This window comes from Streptomyces sp. NPDC018031, from assembly GCF_044327625.1.
Taxonomy (GTDB): Bacteria; Actinomycetota; Actinomycetes; order Streptomycetales; family Streptomycetaceae; genus Streptomyces.
On record NZ_JBIRFT010000006.1, the window covers coordinates 26,590 to 40,291 of the forward strand.

The 13,702-nt window shown below is 72.3% G+C and carries 12 protein-coding genes; 2 read left to right on the forward strand and 10 right to left on the reverse strand.

From position 1 onward, the window contains the following. From ACH4B3_RS16620 to ACH4B3_RS16630, 3 genes are all read right to left on the reverse strand, one after another. Positions 1-888 carry a hypothetical protein gene (locus ACH4B3_RS16620; RefSeq protein ID WP_398463569.1) on the reverse strand — a complete coding sequence of 296 codons (888 nt, stop codon included), beginning with the start codon at positions 886-888 and terminating at the stop codon, positions 1-3. 144 nt (positions 889-1,032) lie between these two features. Beyond that, positions 1,033-1,347, reverse strand: a complete 315-nt coding sequence (locus ACH4B3_RS16625; RefSeq protein WP_398463570.1) for a hypothetical protein — start codon at positions 1,345-1,347, stop codon at positions 1,033-1,035. A 156-nt stretch (positions 1,348-1,503) separates the two neighbouring features. Next, positions 1,504-2,670 (reverse strand): adenosine deaminase, encoded by a 1,167-nt coding sequence (locus ACH4B3_RS16630; protein ID WP_398463571.1) that lies wholly within the window; start codon positions 2,668-2,670, stop codon positions 1,504-1,506. Positions 2,671-2,773: 103 nt separating this feature from the next. On the opposite strand from ACH4B3_RS16630, the gene ACH4B3_RS16635 reads away from it, so the two are divergent. Beyond that, positions 2,774-3,538: an alpha/beta hydrolase gene (locus ACH4B3_RS16635; RefSeq protein ID WP_398463572.1), complete on the forward strand. Its 765-nt coding sequence runs from the start codon at positions 2,774-2,776 to the stop codon at positions 3,536-3,538. Positions 3,539-3,823: 285 nt separating this feature from the next. Here ACH4B3_RS16635 and ACH4B3_RS16640 read toward each other — a convergent pair whose 3' ends face one another. Continuing rightward, positions 3,824-4,789, reverse strand: coding sequence for a LysR family transcriptional regulator (locus tag ACH4B3_RS16640; RefSeq protein ID WP_398463835.1), 966 nt, complete (start codon positions 4,787-4,789; stop codon positions 3,824-3,826). Positions 4,790-4,882: 93 nt separating this feature from the next. Between ACH4B3_RS16640 and ACH4B3_RS16645 the strand changes: the two genes are divergently transcribed. Next, positions 4,883-6,322, forward strand: a complete 1,440-nt coding sequence (locus tag ACH4B3_RS16645) for an MFS transporter (RefSeq protein WP_398463573.1) — start codon at positions 4,883-4,885, stop codon at positions 6,320-6,322. A 187-nt stretch (positions 6,323-6,509) separates the two neighbouring features. Here ACH4B3_RS16645 and ACH4B3_RS16650 read toward each other — a convergent pair whose 3' ends face one another. The 6 genes from ACH4B3_RS16650 to ACH4B3_RS16675 form a co-directional block, all read right to left on the reverse strand. Continuing rightward, on the reverse strand, positions 6,510-7,787 hold the full coding sequence (locus ACH4B3_RS16650; protein ID WP_398463574.1) for a thymidine phosphorylase: 1,278 nt from the start codon (positions 7,785-7,787) through the stop codon (positions 6,510-6,512). Positions 7,788-7,931: 144 nt separating this feature from the next. Next, a complete protein-coding gene (locus tag ACH4B3_RS16655; protein WP_398463575.1) occupies positions 7,932-8,330 on the reverse strand; it encodes a cytidine deaminase in 399 nt (132 codons plus the stop codon). After that, positions 8,327-9,625 (reverse strand): ABC transporter permease, encoded by a 1,299-nt coding sequence (locus ACH4B3_RS16660; RefSeq protein ID WP_398463576.1) that lies wholly within the window; start codon positions 9,623-9,625, stop codon positions 8,327-8,329. The genes ACH4B3_RS16655 and ACH4B3_RS16660 overlap by 4 nt, the downstream gene beginning before the upstream one ends. After that, positions 9,622-10,743, reverse strand: a complete 1,122-nt coding sequence (locus tag ACH4B3_RS16665; protein WP_398463836.1) for an ABC transporter permease — start codon at positions 10,741-10,743, stop codon at positions 9,622-9,624. The genes ACH4B3_RS16660 and ACH4B3_RS16665 overlap by 4 nt, the downstream gene beginning before the upstream one ends. 41 nt (positions 10,744-10,784) lie before the next feature. After that, positions 10,785-12,491, reverse strand: a complete 1,707-nt coding sequence (locus ACH4B3_RS16670) for an ABC transporter ATP-binding protein (protein WP_398463577.1) — start codon at positions 12,489-12,491, stop codon at positions 10,785-10,787. Between the two features lie 67 nt (positions 12,492-12,558). Then, positions 12,559-13,596 (reverse strand): BMP family protein, encoded by a 1,038-nt coding sequence (locus ACH4B3_RS16675; protein ID WP_398463578.1) that lies wholly within the window; start codon positions 13,594-13,596, stop codon positions 12,559-12,561. Positions 13,597-13,702 lie beyond the last annotated feature (106 nt).

Genomic DNA, 13,702 nt, shown 5'->3' on the forward strand with positions numbered 1-13,702 from the left:
TCAGTGCCTGGACTTCGCCGTCGATCCGGTCTTCGACCCGGACGCGCCGCCGCCCGGCTCCTTCGATCCGGTCTTCGGCGCGGACGTCGCGCCGTCCGGCTCCGCCGATCCGCTCCCGGACCCCGACGAGCCGCCGGTGCCGGACCGCTCCGGCGTCGCGGAGGTGCGGCCGGAACTCTTCCGGGCCCGCTCCAGCTTCGCCACCTGCTTCTCCACCAGTTCCCGCGGGACCCGGTAGCCGACCGCGTACTCCTTGAGGTTCACCCCGGCGAAGAGGGCGACGGTCTTCCCGGAGCGCACCGCCACGAAGTTCAGCAGGATCCGCTGACCCTGCGACTCCGCGGTGAGCGAGTAGGCCAGCGCCTGGTCACCCAGCGGCTCGGTCTCCGCGGCGCGCACCTGGCGGTAGCCGACCTTCGTCCCCTCCAGGGTGGTGTCGAAGCCCTTCCCGCACTGCCGCACCGCCTTCTCCAGGGCGTCGACGGTGCGCTCGGCCCCGTCGCCGGCGAACGAACTGAGGCTGACCGTGACGCCCTTGGCCGGGTCCTTGATCCGGTTGACGCCGCGGGTGGCGTTGTCCTTCACCTCCGGGCTCAGCCGGTCCCCGGTGGAGTGGGCGAGCGCCTGGCACTTGGGGTCGTCGGAACGCGGCTGGCCGCTGGCCCATCCCTCGGCCTTGCGGGCGGTCACCGTGTAGCCCTTGAGGTCCCGCTGGGCGATGATCAGCGACTCCAGCGGGGACCGGCTCCGGTCGCCTTCCCGGTCGGTGGCCTTCGCGGTCGCGGCGGAGTCGCCGCCGTCGCCGTCGGATCCGCCGCAGGCCGTCGCCAGGGTCAGCGCCGCCACCGTCAGGGCGACCGCCCGGGCCGTGGTCCCGGTCCGCTTCACAGCCCGCTCACCCGCTCGCCGTCCACGCGCGTTCACCCCGTCGCCCCTGCCTGTCGTTTCGTACCGGTGTGCGATCTTGACACACGGTGCCCGGGCCGCACACCCCGGTGGGATGTGCGGCCCGACACGTCGTCGACCCTCACCTCAGGACCGCGACTCACCGGTGGCCAGCGAGCCGGGGGCCGGGAGGATGTGCGGCGCGGCCGCGCCGGGCGCGCCCGGGTGGCCGGTGGCGGGCCGGGCCTGCCGGCCGCCGTCCGTCTCGGTCGTGTCCTGCTGGAGCCATTGGCCCATCGCCGCGTGGACCGTGTCCATGAGGTCGGACGGCTGTCCGGGGACGGGCTGGACGGCGGCGGAGTCGGCCGCGGGGTCGGCCGCGGCGGCGGAGCCCGCCCCCACGCCCAGTACGGCGGCACCGAGAGCAACGGCGCCGAGAACCCTGAAGATGACTGGCTTCATATGAGTCTGTCCTTGCCTTGGGGATGTGCCGGAGTGCTTGCCGAAGATCCTCGCCGGCATCGCAAAATAAACCGCACATTCTCCCGTATGGCAAACATCCACAAACACGAAATGCGACCGCGAGTCACCTCACGGTCGCATTTCATTTCACCGAAGTCAGTCTCGATCCAGCGGAGAATCGCTGGTCAGAGGGGCTCCTACGGCTGCGGAACGGAACAGCCACTCGGACTTCAGTTCAGCGTATCCAGGCTTGATCACATCATTGATCATAGCCAGGCGTTCACTGAAAGGAATGAATGCAGATTTCATCGCATTTACAGTGAACCACTGCATGTCGTCCAGCGAATAGCCGAACGTCGACACCAGGTGCTGGAATTCCGCACTCATGCTGGTGCCGCTCATCAGCCGGTTGTCGGTGTTGACCGTGGCCCGGAAGTGCAGCCGGCGCAGCAGCCCGATGGGGTGCTCGGCGTACGAGCTGGCGGCGCCGGTCTGCAGGTTGGACGTCGGGCACAGCTCCAGCGGGATCCGCTTGTCCCGCACGTAGTTCGCCAGCCGGCCGAGCCGCACCGTGCCGTCCTCGGCGACCTCGATGTCGTCGATGATGCGGACGCCGTGGCCGAGCCGGTCGGCGCCGCACCACTGGAGCGCCTGCCAGATCGACGGCAGGCCGAACGCCTCACCCGCGTGGATGGTGAAGTGGTTGTTCTCCCGCTTGAGGTACTCGAAGGCGTCGAGGTGGCGGGTGGGCGGGAAGCCCGCCTCGGCGCCGGCGATGTCGAAGCCCACCACGCCCAGGTCCCGGTAGCGGTTGGCGAGTTCGGCGATCTCCAGGGCGCGGGCGGCGTGCCGCATCGCGGTCAGCAGGGCACCGACCCGGATGCGGTGGCCGTTCTCCCGCGCCCGGCGCTCGCCCTCCCGGAACCCCTCGTTGACCGCCTCGACCACCTCTTCGAGGGTGAGTCCCGCTTCGAGGTGCTGCTCCGGGGCGTAGCGCACCTCGGCGTAGACGACCCCGTCCGCGGCCAGGTCCTCGGCGCACTCGGCCGCCACCCGGACCAGGGCCTCACGGGTCTGCATGACGGCGCAGGTGTGCGAGAAGGTCTCCAGGTAGCGCTCCAGCGAGCCGGAGTCGGCGGCCTCCCGGAACCAGACCCCGAGCTTGTCCGGGTCGGTCTCGGGGAGACCGTCGTAGCCGGTCTCCCGGGCCAGTTCGACGATGGTGGCCGGACGCAGCCCGCCGTCGAGGTGGTCGTGGAGCAGCACCTTCGGGGCGCGGCGGATCTGTTCCCTGGTGGGTTGTTGGATGTTCTCGCTCGTCATCTCCGCACCATAGCCCCTACGCGCGTAGATCGCTTGCGAAAGATACGGAACAGTGACCACCGGGCAGGGTCGGGTACACCCGCGCTTCTGCCATCGTTCTGCCATGGCTCAGCGAACGTTGCGGGAACGGGGCGCCCGGCTGGGACGCCCGATGGGCGCGACGGGTGCGGAACGGACCGTACACGGCGTGGTGCTGCTGCTCCCGGGGGGAGTCGCCGAGGGAACCGGCCGGCCGTCCCGGCTGGCCGTCTCCGCGGTGCGGCCGCTGGCCCGCCGGCTGGCCCGGGCCGGCGAGGAGGAGGGGCTGGTCGCGCATGTGGTGCACTACCGCTGCCGCGGCTGGAACGGCACCGCCGCCCACCCCGCGGAGGACGCCCACTGGGCGGCCGACGAAGTGGTGCGCCGCTACGGTGATGTGCCGGTGTGTCTGGCGGGGCACGGGATGGGCGGCCGCGCCGCGCTGCACGCCGCCGGGCACCCGGCCGTCAGCTCGGTCCTGGCCCTCGCCCCCTGGCTCCCGGAACCGGACGGGGCGCTCGTCCCGGAACCGGTCAAGCAGCTGACGGGCCGCCAGGTGCTGATCGCGCACGGGACGAACGACGAGCGGAGCCACCCGGACCTGTCCTACCGGCTGGCCGAGCGGGCGAAGAAGATCAACCGCGATGTGTGCCGGTTCGAGGTGCACTCCGACCGGCACCGGTTCACCGAGCACCGCGCGGAGGTGCAGGCGCTGGCCGTGGACTTCCTGCTCGGCTCGCTCTTCGCGCGGGGCTTCTCCCGCCCGGTCGCCGACGCGCTGGCCGCCCCGCCGCCCCTGGGGCTGCGGATGCCGCTCGCCGCGGGCTTCGGCCGCAGTCTGCGTCGCTGAACCGGGCGGCCCGCCACGCCGGGGGCCGCCGCCTCCCGGCGACCTGCGCGCCGGGCCGGTGACGCGCCACCAGGTGGGGGCGCGCCGCCGGGCAGGGGCGCGCCGCCGGGGGCCGGGCGCGCCGCCGGGCCGGACGCCGCCTCCGCGTCCACCCGTGTCTCTCCCGGCTCCGCGTCCACCGCCGGCCCCCGCGGCTCCGCGTCCGCCACTGACCCCCGGGGCCCGCGTCCGCGGCCGGCCCTCGTGGCTCCCCGTCCGCCACCGGCCGCCGCGGCCACCTGGACCTCAGGCCAGCAGCCGCCCCCGCTGGGCGAGCAGGAACCGTTTGAACGCCGCCACCGGCGGGGTGTCGGGGTGCCCCTCCAGCCAGGCCACCCCGATCTCCCGGACCGCCCGCGGGGCGGTCACGGTGAGTTCGGCGACCCCCGGCCGGGGCACCGCCGGGGGCGGCAGCAGCGCCACGCCCAGCCCCGCCGCGACCAGGCCGCGGAGCGTCTCGGCCTCCTCCCCCTCGAACGCGATCCGCGGCGTGAACCCGGCCTCGGCGCACAGCGCGTCGGTGATCCGGCGCAGTCCGTAGCCCGGTTCCAGGGTGACGAAGAGTTCCCCGGCGGCCTCGGCGAGCCGGACCCGCTTGCGGCCGGCCAGCCGGTGGTCGTCCGGCACCACCAGCCGCAGCCGCTGTTCGTCCAGCCGGCGGGCGACCAGGTCGGGCGCGTCCGGGACGGGAGAGGTGAGGCAGAGGTCGAGGCCGCCCGCCCGGAGCCGTTCGATCATCGCCTCGCCGTAGTTCTGGACGAGCTGGAACCGGACCCGGGGGTGGTCGACGCGGAAGGCCCGGATCAGGCCCGGTACGGTCTCGGTGCCCAGGGTGTGCAGGAAACCGAAGGCGACCTTGCCCGCCGCCGGGTCGGCGTCCGCCCGTACCGACTCCGCGGCCCGCTCGACCTCCGCCAGCGCCCGTTCGGTGGAGGCGAGGAAGGTACGGCCCGCGGGGGTGAGGGAGACCGCGCGGCCGCGCCGGGCGAACAGGGCCACGCCCAGGTCCTGTTCCAGCCGGACCATGGCCCGGCTGAGCGTGGACTGCGGCACCCCCAGCTCCTGGGCGGCCCGGGTGACGTGCTCGTGGCGGGCGACGGCGGCGAACTGCGCCAGCCGCGGCGTCAGCGCGGATCCCCAGGTGTCCGCCTCCGCCCCGGTGTTTCCGCGGTCTGTGACGCGGGTGTCTTTTTCGTTGCTCCGTCGTGACACCGACCGCTGTGACCTCTGCTCATGCTGCACGGCATCGATTATCGCGTTTCCGTGCATTGGACGCATGAGCGGTGCCCTTCCTACTGTCGTGGCATGCCCTCTGCCGATACCGGGGCGTCCACCGCAGTTCGCGTGGGCGCCTCGACCTCGCCGTCCCCTGTCACCACCGCAGCCACCGCCGGACGCGGGCCCCACCGGCCCCGGGAGTCCCGCGAGCTGCCGCCCGCGGCCGCCCGGACCCCGTGCCCGGACCGGGCCGCCGGACGCCAAGCACCGGCGGAGCCCGAGCGGCTGCACCCGGGCGGCCCCGGCTACCGCCGGATGAGCTTCGCCCTCTTCGCCTCCGGGGTCGCCACCTTCGCCCTCCTCTACTGCACCCAGGCGCTACTGCCGGCGATCTCCGCCGACCTCGGGGTGACCCCGGACCAGGCCAGCTGGACGGTGTCCGCCGCCACCGGCGCGCTGGCCCTGGCGGTCCTGCCGCTGAGCGCGCTGTCCGAGCGCTTCGGCCGGCGCGCGATGATGACGGCCTCGCTGGGCTCGGCCGCGCTGGTGTCGGTGGCCATCCCGTTCGCCCCCGACCTGGGCTGGCTGATCGCGCTGCGCGCCGTCCAGGGCGTGGCCCTCGCCGGACTGCCGGCGTCCGCGATGGCGTACCTGGCGGAGGAGGTACGCCCCAGGGCGCTGGTCGGCGCGATCGGGCTGTTCGTGGCCGGCAACAGCATCGGCGGCATGTCGGGCCGGATCGTCACCGGCTGGGTGTCCCAGGTGTGGGGCTGGCGCGCGGCGCTGGCGGCGGTGGCGGTACTCGCCGTGGCCGCGGCGATCACCTTCCGGCTGCTGATCCCCCCGGCCCGCCACTTCACGCCCAGCCCGCTGGGCCCGCGCGCGGTGGCCCGTACCGTGGCCGGCCATCTGTCCGACCCGCTGCTGCGCCGGCTGTACGCCATCGGCGCGCTCTTCATGACCGTCTTCGGCGCGGTCTACACGGTCATCGGCTACCGGCTGGTGGGCGCGCCGTTCCACCTGCCGCAGGGCGTGGTCGGCTCCGTGTTCCTGGTGTACCTGGTGGGCACCCTCTCCTCGGCCACGGCGGGCCGGGTGGTCGCCCGGGTCGGCCGCCGCGGGGCGCTCTACCTCGCGGTGGGCACCACCGCCACCGGTCTGCTGCTCACCGCCACGCCGTGGCTGACCGCCGTGCTGCTGGGCCTGGTGCTGATCACCGCGGGCTTCTTCACCGGCCACGCGGTGGCGTCGGCCGCGGTGAGCCGGACCGCGCGGACCGGCCGAGCCCAGGCGTCGGCGCTCTACCAGACCGCGTACTACCTGGGGAGCAGCGCGGGCGGCGCGCTGGGCGCGATCGCCTTCCACGCCCTGGGCTGGCCCGGCACCGTGGCGCTGGGCCTGGCCGCGGTGCTGGCCGCGGCCGGCATCACCCTCCTCGGCACCCGCGCCGCGCGGGCCGAGCGCAGTGCCCGCGCCGCGCACCCGGCGCGGCCCGCGGTGGCGGTGGCGCGGCTGACCGGCCGCTGAGCCGGACCGGGTGTGCGCTCTTCCGGGCGCACGGCCCCGCGCGGCCCGGCCGGCGCGGAGCGCCCGGGTGCGGCCGGTGACTCCGGGGTGCCCTGGTCTCCCCGCTCGGCGCGGCACCGGCCCCGGCATGCCGAACGGGACCGGTGGCGGTCCACCGGTCCCGTTCACCCGTGCGGGGTCCGCCGGGTCAGCCGATGCGGTCCAGCACGATGGGCCGCGGCTCGAAGGCGGTCCCCTCGGGGGCGATCAGGACCTGGCCGTCCAGCGCCTCCAGCGCGTACGGGAACTTCTCCGGGGTGTCGGTGTGCAGGGTCAGCAGCGGCTGGCCCGCGGTGACCCGCTCGCCCGGCTTGGCGTGCAGTTCGATGCCCGCCCCGGCCTGCACCGGGTCCTCCTTGCGCGCCCGGCCGGCACCCAGCCGCCAGGCGGCGACGCCGACCGCGTAGGCGTCCAGGCCGACCAGGACGCCGGACGAGGCGGCGGTGACCACGTGCTGCTCGCGGGCGACCGGGAGGGCGGCGTCCGGGTCACCGCCCTGGGCGATGATCATGCGGCGCCAGTGGTCCATCGCGGAGCCGTCGGCGAGCGCCTTGGCGGGGTCCGCGTCGCCGAGGCCGGCCGCGTCGAGCATCTCGCGGGCCAGCGCCAGGGTCAGCTCGACCACGTCGGACGGGCCGCCGCCGGCCAGCACCTCGACGGACTCCCGGACCTCCAGGGCGTTGCCCGCGGTGCGGCCGAGCGGGGTGGACATGTCGGTGAGCAGGGCGACGGTGCGCACCCCGTGGTCGGTGCCGAGTCCGACCATGGTGGCGGCGAGTTCCCGGGCGGCGTCCAGGTCCTTCATGAACGCGCCGGAGCCGACCTTGACGTCCAGGACCAGCGCGCCGGTGCCCTCGGCGATCTTCTTGGACATGATCGAGGAGGCGATGAGCGGGATGGACTCGACGGTGCCGGTGACGTCGCGGAGCGCGTAGAGCTTCTTGTCGGCGGGCGCCAGGCCGTCGCCGGCCGCGCAGATGACCGAGCCGACGTCGGTCAGGACGTCCATCATCTCGTCGTTGGAGAGCAGGGCCCGCCAGCCGGGGATGGACTCCAGCTTGTCGAGGGTGCCGCCGGTGTGGCCCAGGCCGCGGCCGGAGAGCTGCGGCACGGCGGCGCCGCAGGCCGCCACGAGGGGCGCCAGCGGCAGGGTGATCTTGTCGCCGACACCTCCGGTGGAGTGCTTGTCGGCGGTGCGGCGGGGCAGCGCGGAGAAGTCCATGCGCTCGCCGGAGGCGATCATCGCGGCGGTCCAGCGGGCGATCTCCGAACGGTCCATGCCGTTCAGGAAGATCGCCATGGCGAGGGCGGACATCTGCTCGTCGGCGACCTCACCACGGGTGTAGGCGTCGATGATCCAGTCGATCTGGCCGTCGGTGAGGCGGCCGCCGTCGCGCTTGGCGCGGATGACGGAGATGGCGTCCATGGGGTGCGGGCAGCCTTTCTGATGGAGCGGGTTGACGCGGGTAGATCCGGGGTGGAGGTCCGGGCCGAACCGCCCGGCGGACGGGGGCGGCCCGGGTCACGGGCCGCCCGCCGTTCCGCCGGGCGGATGCCTGCGTACGCGGTTTCAGCGTCGCAGATCCTCCGGGCCGAACGCATCCGGCAGCAGATCCGCCAGCGGGCGGATGCCCACCGTGGTCTCCACCTGGAGGTCGGGGCCGCCGTGCTCCCACAGCAGCTGGCGGCAGCGGCCGCACGGCATGAGCACGTCGCCGTGCCGGTCCACGCAGGTGAAGGCGGTGAGCCTGCCGCCGCCGGTGGCGAACAGCTCGGAGATCAGGCCGCACTCGGCGCAGAGCGCGACCCCGTAGGCGGCGTTCTCCACGTTGCAGCCGCTCACCGTCCGGCCGTCGTCGACCAGCGCGGCGGCGCCCACCGGGAAGCCGGAGTACGGGGCGTAGGCCCGGGACATGGCGTCCCGGGCCAGGACGCGCAGCGCCTCCCAGTCGATGGGGGCTCCGGTCACTTGCCCTGCCCCCTGCGGTACGGCTTGCCGTCGGCCTTGGGCATCCGCAGCCGTTGCGCGGCGAGGGCCATCACCAGCAGCGTCACCACGTACGGCGTGGCGCCGACCAGGACGTTGTCCACCGTGTCGGTGAGGAAGTACCAGAGGAACACCAGGGCGGCGACGGCGGCGCTGACCGCGGCCGCGAGCATGCTCTTGCGGTACGCCTTCCACAGCGCGAACAGGGTCAGCGAGATCGCGATGAGCAGCAGCAGGGCGTGCACGGTGTCGCCGCCGCCGCGCAGCTGGAGCGCGTCGGAGTAGCCGAACAGGCCCGCGCCCATGGCGAGGCCGCCGGGACGCCAGTTGCCGAAGAGCATGGCGGCGAGGCCGATGTAGCCACGGCCACCGGTCTGGCCCTCGTTGTAGATGTGCGAGGAGACCAGCGCGAGGAAGACACCGCCGAGACCGGCGAGGCCGCCGGAGACGGTGACCGCCGCGTACTTGTACAGGTAGACGTTGACGCCCAGCGACTCGGCGGCGACCGGGTTCTCACCGCAGGACCGCAGCCGCAGGCCGAACGAGGACTTCCACAGCACGAAGAAGGTGCCGACGACCAGGCCGATGGCGAGCAGGGTGAGCACCGAGATGTCGGTGACCAGACCGCCGAGGATGCCGGCGACGTCCGAGACGAAGAACTTGTGCTCGTTCTCGATGTCCTTCAGCCAGTCGGACAGTCCGGGGACGGTGAAGCTCGGGAGTTCGTCGACCTGCGGGGACTGCTTGGGGCTGCCGCCCTCCTCGGCCAGCGGGCCGAACCAGCGCTTGGCCAGGTAGGTGGTGGTGCCGAGCGCCAGGATGTTGATCGCCACACCGGAGACGATGTGGTCGACGCCGAAGGTGACGGTGGCGATGGCGTGCACCAGGCCGCCGACCGCACCGCCCAGCACGCCCGCCAGGACGCCGACCCACGGGTTGCTCTGGTAGCCGGCCCAGGCACCGAAGAAGGTGCCGAGGATCATCATGCCCTCGAGGCCGATGTTGACCACACCGGCCCGCTCGGCCCACAGGCCGCCCAGGCCGGCGAGGCCGATGGGCACCGCCATGGCGAGCGCGGCGGTGATCTGCCCGGAGGAGGTGATGCTGTTGAAGGCCGCCTCGTCCCCCGAGGCGACGGCCGCGATGATCTCGCTCACCACCGACAGCAGGACCAGTCCCGCCGCGATGAACAGCAGCACCTTGGCGAGGGACAGCCGTGCGGGCGCAGCCGTGGAGCGGACCAGGTTGGCGGTCTTGGGAGTCGCCTCGGTGCTCACGCCGTCACCTCCTGCGAGTCGTCGTTCTTACGGGCTTGGGCGGCGAGTTCGGCGCCGACCCGCTGCTGCTGGCGCTTGGTTCCGTAGCGGCGGACCAGTTCGTACGAGATGACCACGCACAGGACGATGACGCCCTGCATCACGCCGACGATCTCGCGGTCGTAGCCCTCGAACTCCAGGCGGTTGGCACCGCGCTCCAGGAAGGCCCACAGCAGCGCGGCCAGCGCGATGCCGACCGGGTTGTTGCGGCCCAGCAGCGCGATGGCGATACCGGTGAAGCCGACGCCGACCGGGAAGTTGTTGCTGAACTGGTGGGAGTCGTTGAGCAGGGTGGGCATGCCGACCAGACCGGCGACCGCGCCGGAGAGCAGCATGCTGGTGAGCACCATGCGCTTGACGTTGACGCCGCTGGCCTGGGCCGCGGACTCGGAACGGCCCACCGCGCGCAGGTCGAAGCCGAAGCGGGTCCGGCCGAGCAGGAACCAGTAGCCGACGCCGGCCAGGGCCGCGACGACGATGAAGCCCCACACCGGGTCGAGGTCGCCGCCGGCCGGGATGGTGAAGAAGTGGCTGGAGTCCGGCAGCGGCGGGGTGGCCACGATGTTGGTGTCCTTGTCCAGCTCGCCGAGCCGGTCGTCCACCAGCAGATAGCTGATGATGATGCCGGTCAGCGCGTTCAGCATGATGGTGCTGATGACCTCGCTGACGCCCCGGTAGACCTTCAGCAGACCGGCGATGGCGGCCCAGGCCGCACCCACCAGCATGGCGACCAGGATGATCAGCGGGATCTGGATCACGCCGGGCAGCGTGAGGGCGCCGCCGACCACCGCGGCGAAGAACGCCGCCAGCCGGTACTGGCCGTCGACGCCGATGTTGAACAGGTTCATCCGGAAGCCGATGGCGACCGCGAGGCCGGACAGGAAGAACCCGGTGGCCTTGTTGAGGATGTAGACCTGGCTGTCGGACTTGAGTCCGTAGTCGAACATGATGCTGAAGGCGTCGAACGGCTGCTTGCCGGTCGCCACCAGCACCAGTGCGGTCAGCAGGAAGGCGCCGGCGAGCGCGAGCACGGGGGCCGCGACCGCCAGGAGCACCCGCTCCTTGTCGATCCGCTTCAGCGCGGAGCTGGTACCTCGGCTCTTGGCCTGTGGAGTTGTTGTCATCGGTCCTCTCCCCCAGCGTCCCGGGCGCCGTCGCCGGACGCGTGCTGCGACGCGTCGTCGGCGGGGTGCTCGAGGTGGCCGGAAGCCGCGCCGGTCATGGCCGAGCCCAGCTCCTCCGGGGTGATCGTGGCGGGGTCGGCGTCGGCGACCAGGTGGCCGCGGTACATGACGCGCAGGGTGTCGGACAGGCCGATCAGCTCGTCCAGGTCGGCGGAGATCAGCAGCACGGCGAGCCCCTCGCGGCGCGCCTCGCGGATCTGGTCCCAGATCTGTGCCTGGGCGCCGACGTCCACGCCGCGCGTCGGGTGCGCGGCGATCAGCAGCTTGGGGGCGTGGCTCATCTCGCGGCCGACGATCAGCTTCTGCTGGTTGCCGCCGGAGAGCGAGGCCGCGGTGACCTCGATACCGGGGGTGCGGACGTCGTACTCGGTGACGATCCGCTCGGTGTCGCGGCGCGCGGCGGACGGGTCCAGCAGGCCGCGCCGGCTGTTGGGCCGCTCGGTGACGTGGCCGAGGATGCGGTTCTCCCACAGCGGCGCATCCAGCAGCAGGCCGTGCCGGTGGCGGTCCTCGGGGATGTAGCCGATGCCGCCCTCGCGCCGCTTGCGGGTGGGGGTGCGGCTGATGTCGGCGCCGTCCAGGGTGACGGTCCCGGCGTCCGGGGCGCGCATGCCCATGATGGCCTCGACCAGTTCGGCCTGGCCGTTGCCCTCGACGCCGGCGATGCCCAGCACCTCGCCCTTGCGGATGGTGAAGCTGATCTGGTCGAGTACCGCGCGCTCCACGCCGTCCACGTCCAGCGCGGTCAGGTGCAGACCGGAGACGGTGAGCATCGGGGTGTCGGTGACGGTGGACTCGCGGGTCTCCGGCGACGGCAGTTCGCTGCCGACCATCAGCTCGGCCAGCTGCTTGGGGTTGGTCTCGGACGGGACGACCGAGGCCACCGTGGTGCCGCGCCGGATGACGGTGATGTCGTCGGCGACCGAGAGCACCTCGCCCAGCTTGTGGGAGATGAAGATGACGGTCAGGCCCTCGGACTTGAGCTCGCGGAGGTTGTCGAAGAGCGCGTCGACCTCCTGCGGGACCAGCACCGCGGTCGGCTCGTCCAGGATCAGGGTGCGCGCCCCGCGGTAGAGGACCTTGAGGATCTCCACCCGCTGCCGGTCGGCGACGCCGAGGTCCTCCACCAGGGCGTCGGGCCGCACGCCGAGGCCGTAGGCGTCGGAGATCTCCAGGATCTTCGCCCGGGCCTTGGCGCCGATGCCGTACAGCTTCTCGGCGCCGAGGACGACGTTCTCCAGCACGGTGAAGTTGTCGGCGAGCATGAAGTGCTGGTGCACCATGCCGACACCGCGCGTGATGGCGTCGGCGGGCGTGTGCAGCTCCACCGTGTGGCCGTCGATGGCGATGGTGCCCTCGTCGGGACGCTGCATCCCGTAGAGGATCTTCATCAGGGTCGACTTGCCGGCGCCGTTCTCGCCCACGAGGGCATGCACGGTCCCGCGGCGCACGGTGATGTCGATGTCGTGGTTGGCGACGACTCCGGGGAACCGCTTGGTGATTCCGCGGAGCTCTACGGCGACGTCTCCTGGGGCGTCGGCGGAGGGCTCGCCTTGAGGGGCGCTGGCGGCTTTGATGGCGCTCTCCTGGGGGGATGGGGCGGGTGGGAGGACGCGACGGACCCGGGCGGACGGTTCAGCCATCCCCCAGGTCCGTCGTCAACGGCGGCCGGCGGCCGCCGGGGCGTGCGGGCCCCGGCGGCCTGACCGGTCAGCCCTTGTAGGTGTCGACCACCTTGATGTCACCGTCGATGATCTTCTTCTTGGCCTCTTCGATCTTCGGCTTGATGTCGTCCAGGAAGCCACCGGAGTAGGACAGGCCCACGCCGCCCTCGGCGAGGGAGTACGGCTGCACGCCGGTCAGCGGCTTGCCGTCCTGGACGGACTTGACCAGGTCGTAGACGCCGCCGTCCACGTTCTTCAGCGCCGAGGTCAGGATGGTGTGCTTGTAGTCCACCAGGCCCTTGGAGTAGTACTGGTCGCCGTCGACACCGATCGACCAGGTGCCCTTCTTGGCCGCGGTCGCCTCGATGGCGCCGGCGCCGGAGGAACCGGCCGCCGAGTAGATCACGTCGATGTCCTTGGACAGCATGCCCTGGGCGATGGCCTTGCCGCGGTCCGGCATGCCGAAGCCGCGGGCGTCACCCACGACGACCCACTGCACGTCCAGGCTCGCCTTGGGGTTGACCGCCTTCAGGCCCTGCTCGAAGCCGCCCGCGAACTTCTTGATCAGCGCGCTGTCGGTGCCGCCGATGAAGCCGACCTTGTCGGTCTTGGTCTTCAGGCCCGCCGCGACGCCGGCCAGGTAGGAGCTCTCCTGCTCGGTGAAGACGATGGAGGCGACGTTCTTGGCCTCGACCACCGAGTCGACGATGCCGAAGGTGGTGTCCTTGAACTTGTCGTCCTTGGCGATCTTCTGCATCGCGGGGGTCCAGGCGTAGCCGACGCCGATGACCGGGTTGTAGCCGGCCTCGGCCAGGCTGGCGAGCTTGTCGTAGCGGTCGGCCTCGGTGTCACCGTCCTTGGCGGTGAGCTCCTTGCCCTTGATGTCGAACTCCTTGAGGGCCTTGTCGTAGCCCTTCGCGGCGGAGTCGTTGAAGGAGTGGTCACCACGGCCGCCGACGTCATAGGCGAGGCCGACGCCCTTGTCCTTGCCGCCCTCCTCGGAGCTGCTGCCACAGGCGGTGACGGTGAAAGCGAGAGCCGCGGTGGCGATGCCCGCGACAGTGATCTTGGATACCCGGCGCACGAGGGGTCCCCTTCGGCTTGAAGCGCCTCCTTTGGCGCTGGTTTCGCCGCATCGTAACGCGCGTAGATGTCAGATAAAGGGGTGCTTCGAAGCCGTTATCGGATCG

Bases quoted from the DNA above. Each gene is read 5' to 3' on its own strand.
- ACH4B3_RS16625 (WP_398463570.1), bottom strand. From the start codon at position 1,347: ATGAAGCCAGTCATCTTCAGGGTTCTCGGCGCCGTTGCTCTCGGTGCC.
- ACH4B3_RS16650 (WP_398463574.1), bottom strand. From the start codon at position 7,787: ATGGACGCCATCTCCGTCATCCGCGCCAAGCGCGACGGCGGCCGCCTC.
- ACH4B3_RS16635 (WP_398463572.1), top strand. From the start codon at position 2,774: ATGGCTCAGCGAACGTTGCGGGAACGGGGCGCCCGGCTGGGACGCCCG.
- ACH4B3_RS16630 (WP_398463571.1), bottom strand. From the start codon at position 2,670: ATGACGAGCGAGAACATCCAACAACCCACCAGGGAACAGATCCGCCGC.
- ACH4B3_RS16645 (WP_398463573.1), top strand. From the start codon at position 4,883: ATGCCCTCTGCCGATACCGGGGCGTCCACCGCAGTTCGCGTGGGCGCC.
- ACH4B3_RS16670 (WP_398463577.1), bottom strand. From the start codon at position 12,491: ATGGCTGAACCGTCCGCCCGGGTCCGTCGCGTCCTCCCACCCGCCCCA.